This is a genomic window from Rheinheimera mangrovi (assembly GCF_003990335.1).
In the GTDB taxonomy this organism is placed as follows: Bacteria; Pseudomonadota; Gammaproteobacteria; order Enterobacterales; family Alteromonadaceae; genus Pararheinheimera; species Pararheinheimera mangrovi.
In genome coordinates, this window is the sequence record NZ_CP034683.1 from 3,561,160 (window position 1) to 3,582,168 (window position 21,009).

Annotated in this window: 23 protein-coding genes; 7 read left to right on the forward strand and 16 right to left on the reverse strand. The window is 46.6% G+C overall.

Annotated features, from left to right (window positions below; genetic code table 11):
* Window positions 1–264 precede the first annotated feature (264 nt).
* The 10 genes from EK374_RS16175 to murJ form a co-directional block, all read right to left on the reverse strand.
* Window positions 265–795: a pilus assembly PilX family protein gene (locus EK374_RS16175; protein WP_127025582.1), complete on the reverse strand. Its 531-nt coding sequence runs from the start codon at window positions 793–795 to the stop codon at window positions 265–267.
* A 2-nt stretch (window positions 796–797) separates the two neighbouring features.
* Window positions 798–1,730: a PilW family protein gene (locus tag EK374_RS16180; RefSeq protein ID WP_127025583.1), complete on the reverse strand. Its 933-nt coding sequence runs from the start codon at window positions 1,728–1,730 to the stop codon at window positions 798–800.
* Complete coding sequence (pilV, locus tag EK374_RS16185; RefSeq protein WP_127025584.1) at window positions 1,727–2,149, reverse strand: type IV pilus modification protein PilV; 423 nt, start codon at window positions 2,147–2,149, stop codon at window positions 1,727–1,729. The genes EK374_RS16180 and pilV overlap by 4 nt, the downstream gene beginning before the upstream one ends.
* A gap of 12 nt (window positions 2,150–2,161) precedes the next feature.
* A complete protein-coding gene (locus EK374_RS16190; protein ID WP_127025585.1) occupies window positions 2,162–2,689 on the reverse strand; it encodes a GspH/FimT family pseudopilin in 528 nt (175 codons plus the stop codon).
* Between the two features lie 170 nt (window positions 2,690–2,859).
* The gene (gene ispH / locus EK374_RS16195; RefSeq protein ID WP_127025586.1) at window positions 2,860–3,789 is read right to left on the reverse strand and encodes a 4-hydroxy-3-methylbut-2-enyl diphosphate reductase; all 930 of its coding nucleotides are present in this window, start codon (window positions 3,787–3,789) and stop codon (window positions 2,860–2,862) included.
* A 2-nt stretch (window positions 3,790–3,791) separates the two neighbouring features.
* The gene (gene fkpB, locus EK374_RS16200; RefSeq protein WP_127025587.1) at window positions 3,792–4,223 is read right to left on the reverse strand and encodes an FKBP-type peptidyl-prolyl cis-trans isomerase; all 432 of its coding nucleotides are present in this window, start codon (window positions 4,221–4,223) and stop codon (window positions 3,792–3,794) included.
* Window positions 4,220–4,726 (reverse strand): signal peptidase II, encoded by a 507-nt coding sequence (gene lspA / locus EK374_RS16205; protein ID WP_127025588.1) that lies wholly within the window; start codon window positions 4,724–4,726, stop codon window positions 4,220–4,222. Before lspA ends, fkpB begins: the two co-directional genes overlap by 4 nt.
* Window positions 4,726–7,554 (reverse strand): isoleucine--tRNA ligase, encoded by a 2,829-nt coding sequence (gene ileS / locus EK374_RS16210; RefSeq protein WP_127025589.1) that lies wholly within the window; start codon window positions 7,552–7,554, stop codon window positions 4,726–4,728. Before ileS ends, lspA begins: the two co-directional genes overlap by 1 nt.
* 53 nt (window positions 7,555–7,607) lie before the next feature.
* The gene (gene ribF, locus EK374_RS16215; protein WP_127025590.1) at window positions 7,608–8,540 is read right to left on the reverse strand and encodes a bifunctional riboflavin kinase/FAD synthetase; all 933 of its coding nucleotides are present in this window, start codon (window positions 8,538–8,540) and stop codon (window positions 7,608–7,610) included.
* Window positions 8,541–8,591: 51 nt separating this feature from the next.
* Window positions 8,592–10,166, reverse strand: a complete 1,575-nt coding sequence (murJ, locus tag EK374_RS16220) for a murein biosynthesis integral membrane protein MurJ (protein ID WP_127025591.1) — start codon at window positions 10,164–10,166, stop codon at window positions 8,592–8,594.
* 172 nt (window positions 10,167–10,338) lie between these two features.
* On the opposite strand from murJ, the gene rpsT reads away from it, so the two are divergent.
* Window positions 10,339–10,614, forward strand: coding sequence for a 30S ribosomal protein S20 (gene rpsT, locus EK374_RS16225; protein ID WP_008900529.1), 276 nt, complete (start codon window positions 10,339–10,341; stop codon window positions 10,612–10,614).
* 205 nt (window positions 10,615–10,819) lie between these two features.
* Here rpsT and EK374_RS16230 read toward each other — a convergent pair whose 3' ends face one another.
* Complete coding sequence (locus tag EK374_RS16230; RefSeq protein ID WP_053425924.1) at window positions 10,820–11,119, reverse strand: ArsR/SmtB family transcription factor; 300 nt, start codon at window positions 11,117–11,119, stop codon at window positions 10,820–10,822.
* A gap of 266 nt (window positions 11,120–11,385) precedes the next feature.
* Here EK374_RS16230 and EK374_RS16235 point away from each other — a divergent pair, with 266 nt between their 5' ends.
* Entirely contained in the window at window positions 11,386–12,723 is a 1,338-nt protein-coding gene (locus tag EK374_RS16235) for a M20/M25/M40 family metallo-hydrolase (RefSeq protein ID WP_127025592.1), read from the forward strand.
* A complete protein-coding gene (locus EK374_RS16240; protein ID WP_127025593.1) occupies window positions 12,723–13,217 on the forward strand; it encodes a hypothetical protein in 495 nt (164 codons plus the stop codon). Before EK374_RS16235 ends, EK374_RS16240 begins: the two co-directional genes overlap by 1 nt.
* Before the next feature lie 15 nt (window positions 13,218–13,232).
* On the opposite strand, the gene EK374_RS16245 is transcribed toward EK374_RS16240, so the two are convergent.
* A complete protein-coding gene (locus EK374_RS16245; RefSeq protein ID WP_127025594.1) occupies window positions 13,233–13,592 on the reverse strand; it encodes a hypothetical protein in 360 nt (119 codons plus the stop codon).
* 230 nt (window positions 13,593–13,822) lie between these two features.
* Here EK374_RS16245 and smrA point away from each other — a divergent pair, with 230 nt between their 5' ends.
* A complete protein-coding gene (gene smrA, locus EK374_RS16250; protein WP_127025595.1) occupies window positions 13,823–14,401 on the forward strand; it encodes a DNA endonuclease SmrA in 579 nt (192 codons plus the stop codon).
* Window positions 14,402–14,431: 30 nt separating this feature from the next.
* Here the strand turns inward: smrA and EK374_RS20705 are convergent, their stop codons facing one another.
* The 3 genes from EK374_RS20705 to EK374_RS16260 all read right to left on the reverse strand — a co-directional run bounded on the left by EK374_RS20705 (window position 14,432) and on the right by EK374_RS16260 (window position 16,455).
* Window positions 14,432–14,581 carry a hypothetical protein gene (locus EK374_RS20705; RefSeq protein WP_164731899.1) on the reverse strand — a complete coding sequence of 50 codons (150 nt, stop codon included), beginning with the start codon at window positions 14,579–14,581 and terminating at the stop codon, window positions 14,432–14,434.
* Window positions 14,582–14,770: 189 nt separating this feature from the next.
* Window positions 14,771–15,535, reverse strand: a complete 765-nt coding sequence (locus EK374_RS16255) for an enoyl-CoA hydratase-related protein (RefSeq protein ID WP_127025596.1) — start codon at window positions 15,533–15,535, stop codon at window positions 14,771–14,773.
* Window positions 15,535–16,455 (reverse strand): 2-hydroxyacid dehydrogenase, encoded by a 921-nt coding sequence (locus EK374_RS16260; RefSeq protein WP_127025597.1) that lies wholly within the window; start codon window positions 16,453–16,455, stop codon window positions 15,535–15,537. The genes EK374_RS16255 and EK374_RS16260 overlap by 1 nt, the downstream gene beginning before the upstream one ends.
* A 102-nt stretch (window positions 16,456–16,557) precedes the next feature.
* On the opposite strand from EK374_RS16260, the gene EK374_RS16265 reads away from it, so the two are divergent.
* The 3 genes from EK374_RS16265 (at window position 16,558) to EK374_RS16275 (ending at window position 20,053) form a co-directional block, all read left to right on the forward strand.
* A complete protein-coding gene (locus EK374_RS16265) occupies window positions 16,558–17,361 on the forward strand; it encodes a UDP-2,3-diacylglucosamine diphosphatase (RefSeq protein WP_127025598.1) in 804 nt (267 codons plus the stop codon).
* 101 nt (window positions 17,362–17,462) lie between these two features.
* A complete protein-coding gene (locus EK374_RS16270) occupies window positions 17,463–19,169 on the forward strand; it encodes a GNAT family N-acyltransferase (RefSeq protein WP_127025599.1) in 1,707 nt (568 codons plus the stop codon).
* 182 nt (window positions 19,170–19,351) lie between these two features.
* Entirely contained in the window at window positions 19,352–20,053 is a 702-nt protein-coding gene (locus EK374_RS16275; protein ID WP_127025600.1) for an OmpW/AlkL family protein, read from the forward strand.
* A gap of 53 nt (window positions 20,054–20,106) precedes the next feature.
* On the opposite strand, the gene EK374_RS16280 is transcribed toward EK374_RS16275, so the two are convergent.
* A complete protein-coding gene (locus EK374_RS16280; RefSeq protein ID WP_127025601.1) occupies window positions 20,107–20,769 on the reverse strand; it encodes a PilZ domain-containing protein in 663 nt (220 codons plus the stop codon).
* Window positions 20,770–21,009: the final 240 nt, after the last annotated feature.

Genomic DNA, 21,009 nt, shown 5'->3' on the forward strand with positions numbered 1-21,009 from the left:
TGCGTCTGAATCACCATAAAGCCCTGTGACTCTGGGATAGACATAATGCGGATCGTCCGCATATAAATCAGGTGTGATCTCCCAGTGCATGGAACCCGAGTCATCAATCATAAACATGATATTAGGCTCGACTGAACTGCCGGTTTGCAGTGGCGGGGAAGTTAAATCCAGCGCCGCCAGACTACAGAAGCTGGTGATCATCAGGCTCACCAGCATAAATTTTGTGCAGGATGTATTTATTTTCATTACATCAGCCTTTGCAGTTTAACGTCTGAACAAACTTTGCAGCATGACAGCAGCTCTGCCGTTGTCCGACACTGTGCGTGCCGTAATACGGAAAGTAGGTGATAAACACCCTACCGAAATTTTATCTTTGCTGGCGACATCAGCGCATTCCGGTGGATAAGGCCAGTCTCCCATGTATTCAATCAGAAACTCTGCACCGGTTTCATTGCTATCGTTCAGCGCAGTCGCGGATAACCACAGCAAACCATTGTCGTTCCAGCGATCATCAGCCCCAGCTACAGGTAAATCATAGACTCCGGCACTATCAATCAGAGCCACAGGATCGTTGACATTTAACATCTCCTCAGCTTCAAGCAACGCAGCTTCTACCTGTTGATAAGAGGACTGCCGGTCGTATAAATTGGCACTCATTCGCTCCTGCAACAAACTTGATTGCATACTGCTGACAGCAACCAGCGTAATGGCCAGCAACAGTAATAAGCTGACAATCAAGGCGATTCCTTGTTGTTGACAGACAGGACAAAGTGGCAGGCGCTGGGCTGTTTGCATAGCTAAATCCTGTTCCTGATGCTGATCTGGTAGTTCATCCTGCTCATCTCTTCAGGTAACTGCAGATCCGAATCGCCGGTAGCAATAAACTGCAAAGAAATCCGCACTGAAATAATGTCCATCCAGTCCACGACCAGATCAGCATCACGCCAGCTTCTGCTGCGCTCGTCCATAAACTCCAGCTGTAAATCGCTTACACCATACAGAATTTCTTCCGCCGCACTGTTGTTTCTGACCCGAAACAAGGATGTACTTTGTTGATCGGTACTGGCTGCAATGTACCAGCTGACAGAATCAAAATTCATCAGCATCGCATTCACTGCATATTGTTTTACTGTGCCGGCAGCGCCATCACACAACAATGGAAATCCCAGGCCCGAGGTGCAATTGTCGGCGTTAGCTTCATGGAACACGCTGGTTAAATCTGTGCCACTGGCGCTGAAAATACTGCTTAACCCCTCATCACACAGCATGAGTAAGTCGCCGTTTTGAACCTGATGCTCAGTGCTAAGAACCAACTGACTCAGCGCCGCGTCATGCGATTCCACACTGTAGCTTCGACCAGAGCCAAACATCAGTCGGATAGCATCCGTATCAGAGAGCGGACTAACGCCGTTGATAGCAGGAGCTGGTTGTTCAAAGCCTTCAATACCACCATTCCAGATAGCCCAGGCAGAACCCGCCACATTGGCGGCATTGAGCACATTAACAACGCGGGATGCGTTGCCACAGCCTATGTAGCCGGAGCGCCGGATATCATTTGCCATCAGCTCAAAGGTGGTACGACTGGAGTTTTGTAACTCACCAAGCACGGCATTCAGTTCGGCCGTTTTGCTATTGGATAAGTAAACCCCAATCACTGACCCCGTCAGCAACAAGCCCAACACCATGGCGATCATCAGTTCGGATAAAGTAAAACCCAGTTGCTGTTTCATGGCCGAACCTGCATGGCAAAATTGGTAGACCCTGTCACCTTCTCATCTTGCCAACTGATGCTGATGGTATAAACGCCGGCCCCTGCATCCCACACCACTTCAGGGCAAGTGGTTGTGCCTGTAGCAGCTTGTAACTGCAATGCCCATTCAGCCAGTAGTTCAGACTCACAATCTCCGGCGTAAGAGCCAGAGCGTGCCACATCAGGGTTTGATCGCATGATCTCAGTTAAAGTGCCGGCCAGTATCAAAGCTGTAGTGCGCTCCTGAGCACTTTGGCTATAACGCACTGAACTGCTTTGCAACGCGGCTATACCCAATAAACCTATGCCCAGCACCAGCACAGAGATCAGAATTTCTATCAATGCAATGCCTTGTTGGCGGTAACGCTGGAGATAGCAACGGTTGCAATGGCTACGCATCAGTGCTCCTTTTTAGCTGCCGCACTGGGACAGCTGAATACTGCTGCGCCCACCGGATAAGAAAGTCAGGGTCCTGCCATTGTCGTCAAATTCAGCACCATCGGCACATAACTCAAAGGCTGAATTCAACGGTTGGTTATTTTGACCTCGGATCAGGCCTTGTCCACTGAAACGCAGTTCGGTGAAAGCCGCGCTGATGATCAGTCGAGCATCAAAACGCCCCCCCCGGATCACAGTAGCTGGTGAGGCTGTATCTATGATCAGCCAGCCACTCCAGGATCCTGAAGCTGCCGAACAGTCACTCAGCTCTGCATTAGCCTTGCATAAACGTATGGTTTGATTTTGTTTAATGGCTTCAGATCGGGCCAGCTGGATCACAGAAAGTAGTTCATTAGCCTGACCCGACAAGCGGTTTCGAGCCAATAGATCAGTAAATGACGGCACAGCAACAGCTACAAGTACCATTAGCACCAGAATAGAGATCATTAGTTCAATCAGGGTAAAAGCGTTTTGTCGCTGCAACAAAGGACGATCATCCATTTGTTTACTACTCCCATAGCCACCTGCTTATATCTGCTGATATGGACCAAGGGTTTAAGCATAGCAAAAGATCTGAAGGGCGCTAGGAAGCCAATACTGCAGCTATCCCTAAAGCCTGAACTTTAGAGATAGCTGGTAAACAAAAAGAAAAGGAGTACAGAATGAGGGGATTAGCGAAGCTCTGCCGGCACAGCAAAAATCACGTTTTCTTCACGGCCAGGATGTTCAATCACTTGTTTGCCACCCCATTCAGTCAAACGCTGCACAACCTGCTGCACCAGTACTTCAGGCGCAGAAGCACCTGCTGTAACCCCGACAGATTTGACATCTTTTAGCCAGTCCTGCTGAATATCCGCAGCGGTATCAATCAGGTAAGAGCGACACCCCATTTTTTCAGCCAGTTCGCGCAAACGATTTGAGTTACTGCTGTTTTTCGCACCGACCACCAGCAATAATTCTGTTTTGGCGGAAAGTTCACGTACTGCGTCCTGCCGGTTTTGCGTCGCATAACAAATATCATCTTTACGCGGCCCTTCAATATCTGGGAAACGTTGGCGCAGTGCGTCAATCACATCCGCTGTGTCATCTACGGATAAGGTGGTCTGGCTGCTGAAACATAAAGCAGCCGGATTTTTCACCTGCAACTGTTCGACATCTTCGACCGACTCAACCAGATAAATACCACCTTCGGCGTTATCGTATTGGCCCATAGTGCCTTCGACTTCAGGGTGTCCGGCATGGCCAATCAAAATGCATTCGATGCCTTTACGACTGGCACGAGTGACTTCCATATGTACCTTAGTCACCAGAGGGCAGGTCGCATCAAATACTTTCAAACCCCGTTGTTTCGCATTTTCACGTACGGCCTGTGACACACCATGGGCACTGAAAATAACGATGGCATCGTCCGGCACTTCGTCCAGCTCGTCGACAAAAACTGCACCGGCACGACGTAAACCATCAACCACAAATTTGTTATGCACCACTTCATGGCGCACATAAATAGGCGGTTCGTAAATTTCCAGCGCACGCGACACTATGCTGATAGCACGATCAACACCTGCACAAAAACCCCGTGGATTGGCGAGTAAGATATCCATAATTAATTGATAACCTGTACGATTTCAACACTAAAGGTCAGAGTCTGACCTGCCAGTGGATGGTTAAAATCCACAGTAACAGACTCGCCCACCACGTCACGAATGAGGCCCGGCAATTCAGAACCGTCTGGCATAGCAAAACCCACGATCATGCCGACTTTGGCCGGAGCATCGCTCGAGAATTTACTGCGGTCGACATAATAAATATTGTCAGGGTTTGGCATACCGTAGGCATCTTCAGGTGCCAGCGTAAAAGTACGTTTATCGCCAGCCGCCATACCACCTAACTGAGCTTCAAAAGCGGGCGACAAGCTGCCATCACCCATTTGTAATTTGGCCGGTTTGTTATGCACACGGGTGCTTTCGGCGGCGCTGCCATCGGATAATTTAATATCAAAGTGAAATATCACAGTACTGCCTGGACCTATGATCACTGTTTGTCTCCTGAAGTGGCTTTCTGGGTTTCGCTACTGAAGCTATCCCAGATCAGTAAAACGGCGCCAATGCTGATAGCACAATCGGCAATATTAAAAATAGGGTAATGCCAGCTCTGGTAAAACACGTGCAAAAAATCCACCACATAGCCATAGAGGCTGCGGTCGATTAAATTACCAATAGCGCCGCTGATTATCAGGCTCAGTGCTAAAGATAATTTCAGCTGGCTTTTCGCTAAACGGCTTAACCATACAGCTAATACGAGACTGACCACTACAGCGATCAGGGTAAAAAACCAGCGTTGCCAGCCACCTGCGTCACCTAAAAACGAAAACGCAGCGCCATAGTTACGGGCGTAGGTAAAATTAAACACTGGCAACAAAGACACAGATTCGCCTAAGCTGAAGTTCTGAATCACCCAGATTTTAGTAAGCTGGTCAACGACCAGCACCAGCACTATCAGCCACCACCAGCGCCAACCGGTTTCTCTGAATAACTGCATCAGGCAAACTTCCTCACTTCACCAGCGCCTTCGACGTTGTCGACACAGCGGATACAAATCAGCGGATGCGCTGGATTCAGACCCACATCATGTCTGTGGTGCCAGCAACGGTCACACTTAGGCGCAGTGGAGGCGTTCAGCAGCACAAACAGGTTGTCCATTTCAGTGGCTACTGCATCAGCAGGAGCAGCGTCGCTGGAGACCACTGCGGTAGAAGTTAGCAAGGCAAAACGTAACTCATCGCCAATAGAGGTCAGGTCTGAAGCCAGCTGGCCTTTAGCGTATAAAGTCACTTCAGCTTGTAACGAAGCACCAATTTTGCCATCACGACGGCCTACTTCCAGCACCTTGTTGACTGCATCACGCACTTCCAGCAGTTGTTGCCAGAAGGCATCATCAAACTGACCTGCAGGCACTGTATCTAAGCCCTGATACCAGACTTCAGTAAAGACAAACTCACTGTGCTGACCCGGCATCACTTCCCAGATTTCCTGTGCCGTAAAGCTCATGATAGGTGCCATCCAGCGCACCATAGCCTGTACAACATGGAATAACGCAGTCTGGCAGGAGCGTCGGGCTAAACCATCGGTTTTTGCCGTGTACTGACGGTCTTTAATCACGTCTAAGTAGAAGCTACCCAACTCTACAGTACAGAAATTCATTAACTTCTGGCTGACCTGATGGAACTGGTAGTTCTCATAAGCATCGACAATTTCCTGCTGCAATTTAGCAGCACGTTGCACCAGCCATAAATCCAGCTGCACCATGTCTTCAAATGGCACCAGTTGCGTCTCTGGCTCGAAACCTTTTAAGTTGGCTAAAAGGAAACGGGCTGTATTACGGATACGACGGTATTTGTCAGCCGCGCGGTTTAAGATTTCATCAGAGACAGTCATCTCTGAGGTGTAATCTGTAGTCGCTACCCATAAGCGCAGAATATCTGCACCTAACTTGTTCATCACGTCCTGCGGCGATACCACGTTGCCCAGGGACTTGGACATTTTGCGGCCTTCACCATCCACGGTAAAACCATGGGTCAGTACTTGTTTGTAAGGTGCATGGTGTTTAATTGCCACACCTGTCATCAGCGACGACATAAACCAGCCACGGTGCTGATCCGACCCCTCTAAATACAGGTCAGCCTGAGTTGCACCATGGAATTCAGCACGCGGCTCAATCACACAAGCGTGAGTCACACCTGAGTCAAACCACACATCCAGCGTATCTGTGACTTTAACGTACTGTGCTGCATCAGCACCTAGTAGCGTTTCAGGCTCTAAGTCAAACCAGGCCTGAATACCGGATTGCTCCACTAACTTAGCCACTTGCTCCATCAAAGCTGGCGTATTCGGATGCAAAGCACTGGTGTCTTTATCAACAAAAAGTGCAATAGGCACGCCCCAGGTACGCTGACGGGAAATACACCAGTCCGGACGACCTGCCACCATATTTTCAATACGCTGCTGACCCCAATCCGGGATCCAGCGGGTTTTGCCAATTTCTTCTAAAGAAGTACTGCGCAGGCCTTTCTGTTCCATGCTGACAAACCACTGCGGCGTAGCACGGAAAATAATAGGGGTTTTATGACGCCAGCAATGCGGATAGCTGTGCGTTAAGGCTTTATGCACCAATAACTTGCCTGCGTCTTTTAATGCTTCAACCACAGAGTCGTTGGCTTTAAACACGTGCTGACCAGCAAAAAGTGGCGTATCAGGTAAATAAACACCGTTAGCACCTACAGGATTAGCCACTTCTAAGTTGTAGAGCTTACCTACAGTGAAGTCTTCCGGGCCATGGCCAGGCGCCGTATGTACAGCACCAGTACCAGAATCGGTCGTGACGTGATCACCTAAAATCACCGGCACTTCAAAGTCATACAGCGGGTGCTTTAACTTCACCAACTCTAGCGCCTGACCTTTGCAGAAGCCTAAATTATGGTAATGCTCCACACCAGCACGAGCCATCACAGCAGTCACTAAATCTGTGGCCAGAATTAAACGCTCAGGGCCATTTGGACCTTGTTCAACCTGCACCAGGCTGTAATCTATTTTGGCATTCAGGGCCACAGCGCGGTTGGCCGGAATAGTCCAGGGCGTGGTAGTCCAGATCACAACAGACACAGGGCCTGAACCTGTATGGCCTTCAGGGTGATCAAATTTATTCACATCAGCGTCGTTCACCAGGGTGAAACGTACATCAATAGCCGGTGATACTTTATCCTGGTATTCCACTTCAGCTTCAGCCAAAGCAGAACCACAGTCAGTACACCAGTGCACTGGCTTGAAGCCTTGTTGCAAATGACCATTGTCGATGATACGACCTAAAGAACGGATGATATTGGCTTCGGTATTAAAATCCATAGTGCGGTATGGATTGTCCCAATCGCCCAACACACCTAAGCGGATAAAGTCGACTTTCTGAGCTTCGATTTGCGTCAACGCATAATCACGGCATTTTTGACGGAATTCAGCAGCACTTAGCTTGACGCCAGGTTTGCCGTATTTCTTTTCAACCACCAGCTCTATTGGCAAACCATGGCAGTCCCAACCCGGCACATAAGGGGCATCGAAGTCAGACAAGGTCTTGGCTTTAACAATCATATCCTTGAGGATTTTATTGACCGCGTGACCAATGTGAATGTTACCGTTGGCGTATGGAGGGCCATCGTGCAGGATAAAGGTTTTTTTACCTTGTTTGGCCTGACGAATTTTCTGGTACAGATTTTTTTCTGTCCAGTTGGCTAGCATCTGTGGCTCACGCTGCGCAAGGTTGGCGCGCATGGCAAAAGCCGTGTCCGGTAAATTCAAAGTCTGCTTGTAGTCAGTCATCCGTTGTTGTTCCGTCTTCTTTAAGTTTAAATTCGTGTCGCTTTGCAACTAGCTTAAGCGGGTGGCAAAGCAAAATAATCGCGCGCCTGCTGCGCATCTAATGCAATTTGTTGCTGTAATTGCGCAAGGCCATCAAAACGACGCTCCGGCCTGATTTTCTTTTTTAAAATCACTTCAATCTGCTGGCCGTATAAGTCGCCGTTAAAATCAAAAAAATGAGCTTCAAGCTGCTCTTTTTTACCCTGCAGCGTCGGCCTGGAACCTATATTGGCAACGCCATGATAACGGCCCATTTGGGTCACAGCTTCAATAGCATAGACACCATGCACAGGTAAATTTTTGCGATAAAGCCAAACATTGGCCGTTGGAAAACCCAACTGGCGCCCTACTTTCTGACCATGCCGTACCCGCCCCATCAATGAAAATGGCCGGCCTAACATTTGGGCCGCCAGATCTAAACGATCCTGCTCCAGCGCTTGCCTGATCAGGGTACTGCTGACCCGTTGATCATTTTGCTTCAGGCTGGCGGTGCTGCCCAAACCAAAACCATGTTTCGCTGCGGCCTGTTGTAACAAGGCAAAGTTACCGGCCCGATTTTTTCCAAAACAAAAATCGTCACCGACTATCAGATGCTTTACACCCAGCTTGTTCAGCAATAAATCCTGAATAAACTGCTCTGGCTGCTGACTGGCAAAGTCTCGGGTAAAAGGCACGCAGAGCATACGGTCCACACCTTGTTGCGCCAACCAATGGTATTTTTCCCGAAAACGGCATAAACGCGCAGGAGCACCTTCAGGGTTAAATAACTCCAGTGGCTGGGGTTCAAACACCATCACCACTGCAGGTAAATTCAACTCTGCCGCAATGGCTTTTAATTGCGTAAGTACTGCCTGATGCCCCAGATGCACACCATCAAAATTGCCAATAGTTAAGACGCAGCCCTGATGTCTGGGGTGTATTGTATGTAAGCCGCGAATTAACTCCATTCGGTATTCTTACTCTGCTGCTTGCGAAAGTGCCCGATTATAACCGCATAATCATTTGCTTTCAGCATTTGTCTGGCGTTTAAAATCGTTCAAACGAACACCAAAGGCAAAAAGTAAAACAAAGTAGGCCACAATAGCAAAAGCAAAATAGGCCAACAGATGCACTACCTGGCCTGACAAACCTAAGGCTATCCAACCTGTCAGATCTGGCATCACATAAAAAATACAGCCTGCCATCACAGCTGCGGCGATAAAAGCCTTCGCAATAAACCTACAGGTTTTACTACTGAAACTATAGATATCGCGTTGCTTCAAGCCGCGATACAGCAAATAGGCATTTAAAGTACCGGATAAAGCTGTGGCTAAGGCCAGGCCAACATAACTTAAAAAAGGTGCCAGCATCAGGTTAAAGCCCATATTGGCCACCATAGCAATAATGGCGATACGCACCGGAGTTTTAATGTCCTGTCGTGCATAAAAGGCCGGTGCCAGCACTTTAATCAGCATCAGTGCCACCAGGCCTGTGTTGTAAGCAATCAGGCTATACGAGGTTTTCACCACATCATCAGCAGTGAATTCACCACGCATAAAGACAGACGCAATAATAGGTTCTGCCAACACTATTAAACCCATCATCGACGGAATACCGAATAAACAAATAAAACGTACAGCCCAATCCAGCGTGTATTTAAAGGCTTCTTCGCTGGCGGATGCGTAATGACGTGACAAGCCAGGCAAAATCACGGTTGCAATGGCGATACCAAATAAACCTAAAGGAAACTCCAGCAGGCGGTCAGAGTAATACAACCAACTCACCGCACCTGTGACCAAAAAGGACGCGATAATGGCATCCAGTAATAAGTTAATCTGACTAACCGACACACCAAATAAAGCAGGGATCATTAAAGTGCGGATTTTTGTCACGTTTGGATCATTCCAGCCCCAGCGTGGCATCACCAACAATCCGGCTTTGGCTAAAAAAGGCAACTGGAATAAAAACTGAATTAAACCACCTAAAAATACCCCCCAGGCAATGGCTTCAGCCGGATTTTGCATTTGCGGTGCCAGATATATCGCAGCCCCTATCATGGCAATATTTAAAAATACTGGCGTAAAAGCCGCGACTGCGAACTTGTTATAGGTATTGAGCACAGCACCAGATAAAGCGACAAAGGTGATAAACCACAAATATGGAAAAGTAATTTTTAGCAGGAAACTGGCTTGTAGGTATTTATCGCCTTCTGGTGCGCCGTCTAAATAGGCACTAAACCAGCCGGCACCAAATAACATCATCAGCACAGGCGAGCCAATCACTGCCACTAAAGTGACGCCAGTGACAATTAAACCTAAAGTCCCTGCAGCTTTGGCAATTAGCTCCCGCACCGAATCGTCGCCATGTTTTTCTTTTACTTCAGCCAGTACAGGCACAAAAGCTTGTGAAAAAGCCCCTTCAGCAAATAAACGTCGTAAAAAATTAGGAATACGATTGGCCATAAAAAATACGTCGGCCATAGCACCAGCGCCAAGCACATTGGCCACAATCACATCACGGACTAAGCCAAGTACCCGTGAAATAAGGGTCATAAAGCTTACGATCATGCCCGATTTTAATAATTTTCCTGACACAGACTGCTCCTGCAACGACATTTCTGCTATTTTCACCCGAGTCAGAGTGGATTACCAGCGAAGGGCTAATTTTATTCTGTAATCTGTCAAGGAAACCATTTGACAAGGGCCTACAAAATAGGCATATTATGCGGCCTTTAAAGGTCCCGGTTTAGTTTTTAGGAGTGTTACCTTGGCTAACATCAAGTCTGCTAAGAAGCGCGCTATTCAATCAGAAAAGCGTCGTCAGCAAAACGCAAGTCAGCGCTCAATGATGCGTACTTTCATGAAGAAAACATACGCTGCAGTGTTAACTGCTGATCTGGCTGCTTCACAAGAAGCGTTCAAAAAGATGGTTCCAATTTTGGATCGTATGGCAGACAAAGGTCTGATCCATAAGAACAAAGCTGCCCGTCATAAGTCACGCTTAAATGCACACGTTAAAGCTTTAGCTACTAAAGCTGCTTAATCTCAGTACGCTGTTGTTCGCAGCAGCTTATTGTGACAGTGCAATAAAAAAACCACCGCAAGGTGGTTTTTTTATTCGCCGTCGTCCTTGACGCTCCCCCTTCGGGCCAACGCGTTGCGTTGTTCAAAATTGCTCCTGACAATTTTGTATTCGCCGTCGTCCTTGACGCTCCCCCTTCGGGCCAGCTAAAGCCTCAGCCAGTTTTTTATTTCTTCTCACAATAGAGTTTATGCAGCAGTCCAATCAAAGCTACAGCTTCTTCACTATGGATACGATAAAACACGGTTTGAGCTTCTTTGCGGGTTTTTACCAGTTTTTGCCGTCTGAGCACAGCTAAGTGCTGAGACAAAGCCGACTGGCTTAAACCTAGCTTATCGTTCATCTCTGTGACTGATAACTCAGACTCCAGCAAATAGCATAAAATCAGCAAGCGGCGTTCATTGGAAACCGCCTTCAGCAGCTTGGCTGCCTGCGCCGAATTCTTCAGCATTTCTTCCAATTTCATTTTGTTGCTTCTTACAGATAAAAAAAAGCATTATGCCGCTGGGCAGGTGATTGAAACAATACGATCTATTCTCATCTGTCGTATTTCAGGCTGTACCTGACTCATAGAAGCGCTACGACAGAGCTATGCTGCAAAAAGTGAAGAACAACATGATCCAGACTCGCAACTGACTCCCGGCTTTAGCTTTTTGTCGCAATCTGAAGATGAGCCTCAATAGTGGCGTGCTACATTGGCGGCACTATTACAATACAGGGTGCATATCACAGATGAAGCTTTGGCAAAAAATCATTTCGGGCGCTTTATTCGCTCCGGCAGCATGGGCTGCTACCACTCCGGTTACTTTGGATCAGGATTTAGCCTATAAACTGGTGGAGTCTTTAACAGTTGAAGTGGGTCCGCGCATTGCAGGTAGCGAAGCAGACCGCCGTGCGGTTCAATGGGCCGTGACTAATTTAAAGCAGCTTGGTTATGACAAAGTCTGGACTGAAGAATTTGACATGCCAGGCTGGACCCGCGGTCAAGCAAGCCTGGCAGTGGTTTCTCCTTTCGCTCAGCCTTTTGTATTAACCTCCTTAGGTGGTTCTGTTGGAACACCAGCAACAGGCATTACCGCCTCTGTTGTAATGTTTGACAGCATTGAAGCTTTAGAAAAAGCCGATGCAGCCTCAGTCAAAGGTAAAATTGTTTTTATCAACAAACCCATGGCTAAAGATAAATCCGGTTCTTTTTATGGTCAGGTGGTCGCAGCCCGTTCCCGCGGTGCAGTTGAGGCAGCTAAATTAGGCGCTGTCGCTATAGTGATTCGTTCAGTAGGCACCAGCAATAACAGATTTGCTCATACCGGCACTATGAAATACGACGATAGCATCACGAAAATTCCTGCTGTGGCCATTTCCGTACCTGATGCACAAAATCTGGCGAAAATGCTGGAACGATCGCCCAAAGTAGAATTAAAACTACAGATGGAGAACCAGCTGCAAACTGCCACCAGCCATAATGTGATAGCAGAAATGACAGGTACAGAGAAACCAGAAGAAATTGTGTTGATCAGTGGCCACCTGGATTCCTGGGATCAGGGCACTGGTGCATTAGATGATGGTGCAGGCGTTGCTTTAGCTATGGCTACAGGCGCCTTAATTAAGCAAAAAGCCAGACCTAAACGCACTATTCGTGTTGTGCTTTATGGCAATGAAGAAGGTGGATTGTTAGGAGCCCGGGCTTACGCAGCCAAACATCATCAAGATTTAGCCAAACATGTATTAGCAGCAGAATCTGATTTTGGTGCTGGCCGGATCTGGCAAATTGAAAGTCGGTTTGGTGACAACGCCTTGCCTTTTGCCAAAGAGTTACAACAAAAACTGGCGCATTTGAATATTGCTTTAGGTGGCAATACCACCTACGGCGGGCCAGATGTTTCTGTATTGGCTCAGGCAGGTGTACCAGTTGTAGCTTTATCACAGGATGGCACAGACTATTTTGATTATCACCATACTCCAAACGACACGCTGGACAAAATAGACCCTGATTCCTTAAAACAAAACTTGCAAGCTTGGCTCATCATGACCGAAACTGTTGCCAACAGTACAGTTAACTTACGTCACTAATGGCCAAACAAATCAAAAAGGCCTCGCTTTTAAGCGAGGCCGACAAACAAAAACTATTAAAAAAAGCAGGCAACAAAAAGCCACTCACTCAAACTCAGACGATAAACGCGGCAACTCCGGCTGTGCGTGCCGTTACGCGATCAGCAACAGGACTCACCACTGAAGAACAAAGGAATACTTCAACTGCCAAAAATTTCAAAGTATGGGCTGGTATCAGCATAATACTGTTAGTTACTTTTATTTTGGCTCCTAAACCCCAGCTAATTGAATACCAAAGCGCAGGATTGACCACTCAAAGTGTCTATATGCCGGGCTGGTTTGGCAAGCCTGGTGTCATTCTCGATACCAATCAACGCGCAGTGTTGGCAGAAGAAGAGCAAAGTTTATATTTGTGCTTTGAAGGCCAAAGCAATGAGCAGTGTGCGAAATACCGCCTACGTAAACAACAAGGCTTGATTGCTGCCGCGATCTTCTGGTACTCATCACAACCCTAATACAGAGCTTTGCATTCAAGAATGGCTGCGCCAACAAATCCTGCATAACCAGAGCTGTATGCCAAGCACGAATAAAATCATCGCCGACGGATACAATAAAAAGCTGTCGGCGTAGTTAAATAGCAAAGCTCCGCTGGTCAAATAAATAAAAGGCTGCAATTCATAACACCAGAATGGCAAGGAGCCCTGCTCTTTAAATTTAATACCATAGGGACTGCGGCGCTTGTCTGTGCGGATCACCCACACAACAGCCCCGACAAAAATCAATACAACGCCAGATAAAGCAGCAGTCCAATGCGGTAACCACAACAGGGTTTGTGAGCCACTGACAACATAGAGATAAGGTAAAGTTTCATAAAGCCGTTCGGGGATCATGAAGCCTTCCTTGCAATAATGAAAGTGAGTTTAAGCATAGTACATGGTTAATTTTTTGTTGCCAAAAAGTGCATTTATATTAACTTTAGTTCCAGGCAATTGAATACCTTTGATAAAACTAAAGCGACTGGCTGGACAGAGTCAAAAACGCTCCTCAAAGCGCTGCGACTTCAAATAAGACGGGTATATAATAGGGCAATTCCCGGTCAGCTTAAGGCGGAGTAGTAATAATGCATGACGAAGATCTGGACTTATTTTTACAGGAAATGGCTGGAGTAAAACGCTTAAATGCCGATGCTCTGGCCGACCCCAATGGCGAACATAATCCGAGTCTGGCCCAACTGGCGCGTCGTAAGGCCGCAGAACAGGAAATGGAATACGATCCAAACTATCTGAGTATGGAATACGTTGACCTGGTTGCTCCTGACGATGTGATTGCTTATAAAAAAGATGGTGTACAGGACGGTGTCTACAAGAATCTGCGTCTGGGTAAATACCAAATGGATGCGACCCTGAATCTGCTAGGTAAAACTCTGATTGAAGCCCGTGCGGCTTTATACGGTTTTATAGCAGATTGTCATCAACGTGGTATCCGGACTTTACTGATCCACCATGGTATGGGGCGTGACAGCAAACCTCATCCGGCTATTCTGAAAAGCTACTGTTTCAAATGGTTACCACAAATACCAGAAGTATTAGCCTGCCATACCGCGCTAAAACCTCATGGCGGTTATGCAGCCAGTTATGTGTTATTGCAGAAAAATGCAGAACAAAAACGGGAAAACCGCGAACGGCATCAGAAGAAATAACAAAAACCCCCACAAAGTGGGGGCCTTTGATCAGTTCAATCCTTCGATCGACTGCTGTCCTTGTGAACTATGAGTCACTTGTGTAGCTTCAGCCTTTGTTAAAAAAGCCGACAATGCCATTAATAACACCAAAATGGCGATTGCAGTAAAGCCAAAACCGCGACTGGACGCTTTACGCATACAAAAAACCTCAGACTAAAAAATATTGTTATTGTTCTTGCTTTTTTGTGGATCTTGAACAATCCAAAACCAGTGTAGACAACTTGTTGTTTAGTTACAAGATTTACAATCATTTACAGTCAATTTTCTGATAAAGAGACAAGCAGAGACGAAAAGTAATCCCCGCTTTTAAGTTTTTTGTGGTGAACTTTAGCTTTTCGTGGCGAGTTTATGCTGTAAAGCGGCAATAGCCTGACGGGCAGCGTCCTGTTGCAGACTATAAAATTGTTGCTGGTATTCAAATTCCACAGCCTGACTATGCTCTTTACAATGCAATAATTGACGCATAGAACTTTTGGTTTGCCGCACCAAAGCGGTAGGAACTGTAGCCAAATCTGCAGTCATAGCCAAAGCTCGCGGTAATAATTGATCCGCCGCCAACACTTCTTTGACTAAACCATATTGCCAGGCCTGATCAGCGCTCAACTTTTCACCACAAAACAACATGGCCATGGCTTGTTGCCAGCCGATCAATTGTGGCAATAACCAACCATGTCCTCCGCCCGGATGCAAAGCCAGTTGGAAAAAACGACTGTCAAACCAAGCTTCTTTGCTGGCTAAACGAATATCACAGACCATCGCCAGATTCATACCTGCCCCGACCGCAGGACCATTGACTAAAGCTATGGTGAGCAGTGGCGAATCTGCAACCTGACTAAAAGCCTGATACAGCTGCTTGAGTTCTGTGCCATCGCCATCTGCCGCATGTTGTAATACTTCCAGATCAGCACCGGCACAAAAAGCCCGCTCTGTACCCATCACACACAACACTTTGAGTTCATTATCCAGACTTAGTTGATGCACTGCTGCCGCAATCTGTAATGCAATATCAGGTGTTAGCAGATTACGTTTTTCTGCTGCTGTCAGTTGTAACAGTGCAACGTGACCGTACTTTTCAATAATAAAACTATCCATCAGTAGCCTCTTTCCCTGTTGACCAGATGCTTTAAAGGTAGCCCATTTAACGTACGTTGATAGTTTTCAACAATCTGATGAATAGCAGTATCTACATTGGTGACCGCAGAGCAATGCGGAGTCACCAATACAGCCGGATGCTGCCAATAAGGATCGGAGGCAGGCAAAGGCTCTTTACGGAATACATCCAGACAAGCAGCCTGTAACTGGCCAGAGTCTAAAGCCGCTAATAAAGCATGATCATCCACTATGGCACCACGGGCTACGTTAACGAGAATTGCGCCCTGTTTAAAAGCACTAAGACGCTCAGTATTTAAAAAGTTGTTGGTATCAGGTGTCAGAGGCAATAAACAAATCACCAGATCTGCAGTAGAGACTGCCTCTTTAAAACCAGCTTCACCGGCGTAGCACTTCATTGCCTTCAGCTGTTTTAAACTGCGCGACCAGCCACTGACCTGATAACCCTGGTTCACAAAATAGTGAGCCGCCGCCTGCCCCAGCTCACCTAAACCCAGCACACAAATCTGTTGAATCGAGCGCGGACTTTTTGGTTTCCACAACTGCTGTTGCTGCTGACGCTGAAATACATCCAGCCGCAGCTGGTAATGCAGCACTATACCAGCCAGGTAATTCACCATAGAAGATGCTAGCGCCGGATCGACAATGCGGCTTAAAGGCAAGTCAGGTAAAGTAGGATCCGACACAATACTATCCACACCAGCTCCAAAAGACTGCAGGCTTTTTAAATTACTTAACGCCGACAACGAACCATGGGGTTGTTTCCAGATCACAGCCATCTGCACCTGTTCAGGTGCGCTGTAATCCGGCCATTCTTGGATTAAAACTCCAGGCAATAAGGCACTTAATTTTTCAACTAACGTATCTAACTTACGATCGGGGATCACCAGGGCTATAGACATCAGTTCACCAAAGTTTCAAGTTTTCGTCATATCTCTGACATGGGCAAACTTCATTCTACCCGAGCCTGAAGAACCAAGGCCAACAATTCGCAGGAGCTTTGTATGCTGCATTGTCGAACCATCTTCTTGTCTGACATTCATTTAGGAAATAAAGATTGTCAGGCCACCTATCTGCTGAACTTCCTCAATCAAACCAAAGCCGACACTATTTACCTGCTGGGCGATATCCTCGACTTATGGGCTATGCAAAAACAAGTGTGCTGGAGCCCGGAACAAAATGCCGTGATCCAAAGCCTGCTGGCCAAAGCTGATCAGGGTACTGAAGTGATTTATATTCCAGGAAACCATGATGAAGAATTCCGCCACTGGGCAGGTCGTCAGTTTGGTACCATCAAATTGCAATTACGTGGTTGCCATACCACAGCTTTAGGCAAAAAGCTGCTGCTGTTACACGGCGACGAATTTGATAAAGAAGTGAATTTTGGCCGTTTTCACGCCTGGCTGGGTGACAATCTGTATGACTTATTGTTGTTTTTAAATCGCTGGAGCAACCGCATCCGCCGAGCTTTAGGTGGACGTTATTTCAGTTTAGCTGCCTTTATCAAAAGCAAAGTACCAGGGGCTCAGCAGGCCATTGCCCGCTACCGGGATGCGGCAGTGGCAAAAGCCAAACGTTCAGGTTTTGATGGTGTGGTCTGTGGTCATATCCATCATCCGGAAATCAGCCTGCAGGATGGCATTATTTACTGCAACGATGGCGACTGGATTGATAACTGCACAGCCCTGATAGAACAACAAGACGGTTCACTAACGCTGTACCATTGGACAGAACAAAGCCATACGCTGGCTGCTATGCCGATGACCGTGCTTAGCGAAGAGCAACCTGCTCAGAGCAAAGTGGCCTGAGCAGGCTAAAACTTCTACAAAAAGCCATAAATCTGACGCATTTTTGTCATGTTAACCCCCTACTCTCTGCAATAGATAATGGGTCTTACAGAGATAAAGCTATGATCAGTGTTGACCAAATGATGCAAACGCATCTGCCAAAACTCGAACAAAAACCCTGGTTAGCCAAACCGGTCAAAGGCGCCTTACGCCATCTGCTGCATGAACAAGAATTTGTTGCCTTCGCCAAACGTTACCCTCACTTGCAAGGGATTGAATTCGTTGAGCAAGTACTGGATTACTTTAACTTCGCCTATGCGGTGCGTGACAACGAAGTGGAGCGGATCCCAAGCACTGGCCGGGTGGTGATTATCGCCAACCACCCTATAGGTTCTTTAGATGGTTTAGCTTTAATTAAACTTGTGCGGGATATCCGACCCGACGTGAAAGTCATAGCTAACCAACTACTAATGGCGGTTGAACCTCTGCACTCCTTATTATTACCAGTGAATAATATGAGCGGTGGCACTGAGCGCAGCCGTATCGATCGCATCAGTGACCATTTAGCCGCAGAAGGCGCGCTGATTTTGTTTCCAGCCGGTGAAGTATCACGTTTAAAACCAAATGGTATTCGCGACGGCAAATGGCATGGCGGTTTTTTACGTTTTGCGATGAATGCTAAAGCACCTATTCTGCCGATTTATATTGATGGTCGTAACTCTGCGATGTTTTATGGCGCCTCAATGATTTACAAACCACTGGCCACTATGTTGCTGGTGCAGGAAATGTTTAATCAGAAGCATAAAAACATCGCGATGCGGATTGGTGAACAAATTCCTTACGACAGCTTTGCTCATCTGGCTGTGGAAACGCAGGCGAAAGTAAAGCTGTTTAAAAAACATCTGTATCGTCTTGCCAAAGATAAGTCGCCGCTGTTTAAAACTCAAACTGCTATAGCCCATCCTGAAGATCGTATTTTATTAAAAAAAGCGGTGGAAGCTTGCCCTTTGCTCGGCCAAACCAGCGATGGCAAACAGATTTATTTATACCAGTATCAGCAAAGTTCACCTGTGCTGCGTGAAATTGGTCGTTTACGGGAAATCGCCTTTAGAGCTGTAGGCGAAGGCAGCGGTCAGCGCCGTGATATTGATCAGTACGACAGCTACTACGAACAACTGATTTTATGGGACAAAGACGACTTAGAAATAGTAGGTGCATACCGTTTTGCCAACACAGCTAAAGTGATGGCGGACAAGGGCCTTTCAGGCTTGTATACAGCATCTTTATTCCAGTTTAACCTTGCGATGACACCTTATTTAGATCAAGGCCTGGAGCTTGGCCGTAGCTTTGTACAACCTCGTTATTGGGGCAAACGTAGTCTGGATTATTTATGGTATGGCATAGGAGCATACTTAAAACAAAATCCGGAGATCCGTTATTTATTTGGTGGTGTCAGTTTATCCAACAGCTACCCTAAGGCCGCACGGGATCTGATGGTGTATTTCTACAGCCTGTATTTCCGCTGCCCGGAACAAAGCGCTGTGCCTAATATTCCTTATGAATTACCTATGGATACCTTAAGCCAGCTGCAGCAGCATTTTAGCGGTGATAACTACAGTCAGGACTTTGTGCAGCTAAAGCACTTACTGGCCAATATGGGCGTTAGTATTCCCACTTTGTATAAGCAATACAGTGAACTGACCGAACCTGGTGGTGTGCGCTTTTTGGCCTTTGGCGTCGACCCTGACTTTGCCGACTGTGTCGACGGTTTAGTGCTGGTTGATATGACAATGCTGAAAGACAATAAAAAAGCACGCTATATTGCCTGATATCGCCATAGAGCCTGAGTGTTCAGGCTCTCTTTTCATTTTTGATTCTGTCATATGTTTGTTTTACATCAATAAAAACCTTAAAGACAGTACAGGCTTATAACAAGTATTGATCTGGGGCAAAGTTTCACTACACCAAAAGCGCAGAATGACGCCAGTTTCTTAAGCCAAGGATCATTCTGATGAACACAAGTTATAAAACAATCCTCTCTCTGTTGTTAGCCGCCTCTGCCGCTCCAGCTCTGGCTAACTGGTCTGTAAATGTCGGTGCTATTTCTGTAGCTCCACAAGACTCCAGTGGTCACCTGAATGTTGTTGAGACTGTCGCTGGTTTACCTGCTAATTCCACTGAAGTGTCTGTTAATAACAATACCCAGTTGGGCATTACTATCGACTACCAATTGAATAAAAACTGGACCCTGGAGCTGATAGCGGCAACACCTTTTAGCCATGATGTTCAGGTAAAAGGTTCAGCCATCGACGGCTTGCCATTAGGCAGTACCAAACATTTACCTCCCACTTTATTAGCTCAGTACCATTTTGATTTGGGTGACAGCAGATTTGACCCTTTTATTGGTTTAGGTCTGAATTACACTAACTTCTTTAAAGAAGAAGTGTCAGGCGAGTTAATCAGTACCTTGCAGGCACTGAATGTGACTGATGCAAATGACAAGGTAGAGCTTAAATTAAAAGACTCCTGGGGATTGGCCATGCAGGCTGGTGTTAATGTGAAGCTGGCGGATAGCTGGAGCGCACATCTGATGCTAAGTAAAATGGATATAGATACCACTGGCCGCGTACTGGTGAATAACACCAGCATTCAGTCTGTTGATGTCAGTATCGATCCTTATGTTTGGATGATTGGCGCCCGTTATTCGTTCTAAAAGCAAACAGCAACTAACCAGTCCTTCTGACAGTGGCAACCTGAAGGACTGGTTCAGGAAGCAACGGCCAGTTTCTCTAAATACAGTTGCGGCAAGTTAAACTGAATACCAATAGATAACCCGCGTTCTTCCAGCCTGGAGTTACGTACTTCGCCCTTAATTTGCTGATTAATTCCTACTTTTTCACATTGAATATGCAGAACTATAGGAGCCATATTGACTTTGTTGCCCTGAGGAGAAGGGTCAAATAAAAAACGACAGCCCCCACTGGATACGTCAATCACGTAGCCTTGAAAACTGCGGGCACTCTGCACAACTTCCAGATTGAGCCTCACCGACGCAGGAATAAAAATACTGTTACGGCGTTCATTACGCAACGCCCGACGCTGTATCATCACAGGGAAACTGACTACTACCAGTTTGTCAGGAAAACGCATCAGTTGCTGTAGTTCAGATTTAAAAGCGAAACATTCACCTACTGAATCTTCAACTAAAAAACGACAGACCACAGCCAAACCATTAATGAAAAAGCGGTCAGGTAAGGTATCATCATCAACCCTGAACAGCACATATTTACCCGCTTTATAACCCACAAGTTCGCAGTTACACCGGCTTTTGCGTTGATCCAATAACTCCAAATCAAAACGCTGGCCAATTTTTACATGTGACAACCATTCTTTATTATCAGGATGTACAGAACTCACAGCTACTTGCATACCTTATCCTTCAGGTTTCACCGACTTCATGTCGGCAGTCTCGTTTGTGCGGGTGATAAAAGAGATACAACTAGTGTGTAAAAAAACAGGAGTAGGATCAAGAGCCAAAATGAAAAAAATTGCACATACAGTAAAAATGAAATACTTATTTAAACCTTCTGTTACATAAAACAACAATGCGAAGTGGTGGCCTGAAAGGTGAGCGACAAGGATGGCCGCAAAAACAAGACCTGCCGAAGC

Coding starts and splice junctions, on each gene's coding strand:
- EK374_RS16230 (WP_053425924.1), bottom strand. CDS start 11,119: ATGAAATTGGAAGAAATGCTGAAGAATTCGGCGCAGGCAGCCAAGCTG.
- EK374_RS16245 (WP_127025594.1), bottom strand. CDS start 13,592: ATGATCCCCGAACGGCTTTATGAAACTTTACCTTATCTCTATGTTGTC.
- EK374_RS16190 (WP_127025585.1), bottom strand. CDS start 2,689: ATGGATGATCGTCCTTTGTTGCAGCGACAAAACGCTTTTACCCTGATT.
- EK374_RS16180 (WP_127025583.1), bottom strand. CDS start 1,730: ATGAAACAGCAACTGGGTTTTACTTTATCCGAACTGATGATCGCCATG.
- EK374_RS16270 (WP_127025599.1), top strand. CDS start 17,463: ATGATCAGTGTTGACCAAATGATGCAAACGCATCTGCCAAAACTCGAA.
- smrA (WP_127025595.1), top strand. CDS start 13,823: ATGCATGACGAAGATCTGGACTTATTTTTACAGGAAATGGCTGGAGTA.
- EK374_RS16275 (WP_127025600.1), top strand. CDS start 19,352: ATGAACACAAGTTATAAAACAATCCTCTCTCTGTTGTTAGCCGCCTCT.
- lspA (WP_127025588.1), bottom strand. CDS start 4,726: ATGCAGTTATTCAGAGAAACCGGTTGGCGCTGGTGGTGGCTGATAGTG.
- ispH (WP_127025586.1), bottom strand. CDS start 3,789: ATGGATATCTTACTCGCCAATCCACGGGGTTTTTGTGCAGGTGTTGAT.
- EK374_RS16175 (WP_127025582.1), bottom strand. CDS start 795: ATGCAAACAGCCCAGCGCCTGCCACTTTGTCCTGTCTGTCAACAACAA.
- EK374_RS20705 (WP_164731899.1), bottom strand. CDS start 14,581: ATGCGTAAAGCGTCCAGTCGCGGTTTTGGCTTTACTGCAATCGCCATT.
- EK374_RS16265 (WP_127025598.1), top strand. CDS start 16,558: ATGCTGCATTGTCGAACCATCTTCTTGTCTGACATTCATTTAGGAAAT.
- pilV (WP_127025584.1), bottom strand. CDS start 2,149: ATGCGTAGCCATTGCAACCGTTGCTATCTCCAGCGTTACCGCCAACAA.
- EK374_RS16240 (WP_127025593.1), top strand. CDS start 12,723: ATGGCCAAACAAATCAAAAAGGCCTCGCTTTTAAGCGAGGCCGACAAA.
- EK374_RS16255 (WP_127025596.1), bottom strand. CDS start 15,535: ATGGATAGTTTTATTATTGAAAAGTACGGTCACGTTGCACTGTTACAA.
- ileS (WP_127025589.1), bottom strand. CDS start 7,554: ATGACTGACTACAAGCAGACTTTGAATTTACCGGACACGGCTTTTGCC.
- ribF (WP_127025590.1), bottom strand. CDS start 8,540: ATGGAGTTAATTCGCGGCTTACATACAATACACCCCAGACATCAGGGC.
- EK374_RS16260 (WP_127025597.1), bottom strand. CDS start 16,455: ATGTCTATAGCCCTGGTGATCCCCGATCGTAAGTTAGATACGTTAGTT.
- EK374_RS16280 (WP_127025601.1), bottom strand. CDS start 20,769: ATGCAAGTAGCTGTGAGTTCTGTACATCCTGATAATAAAGAATGGTTG.
- EK374_RS16235 (WP_127025592.1), top strand. CDS start 11,386: ATGAAGCTTTGGCAAAAAATCATTTCGGGCGCTTTATTCGCTCCGGCA.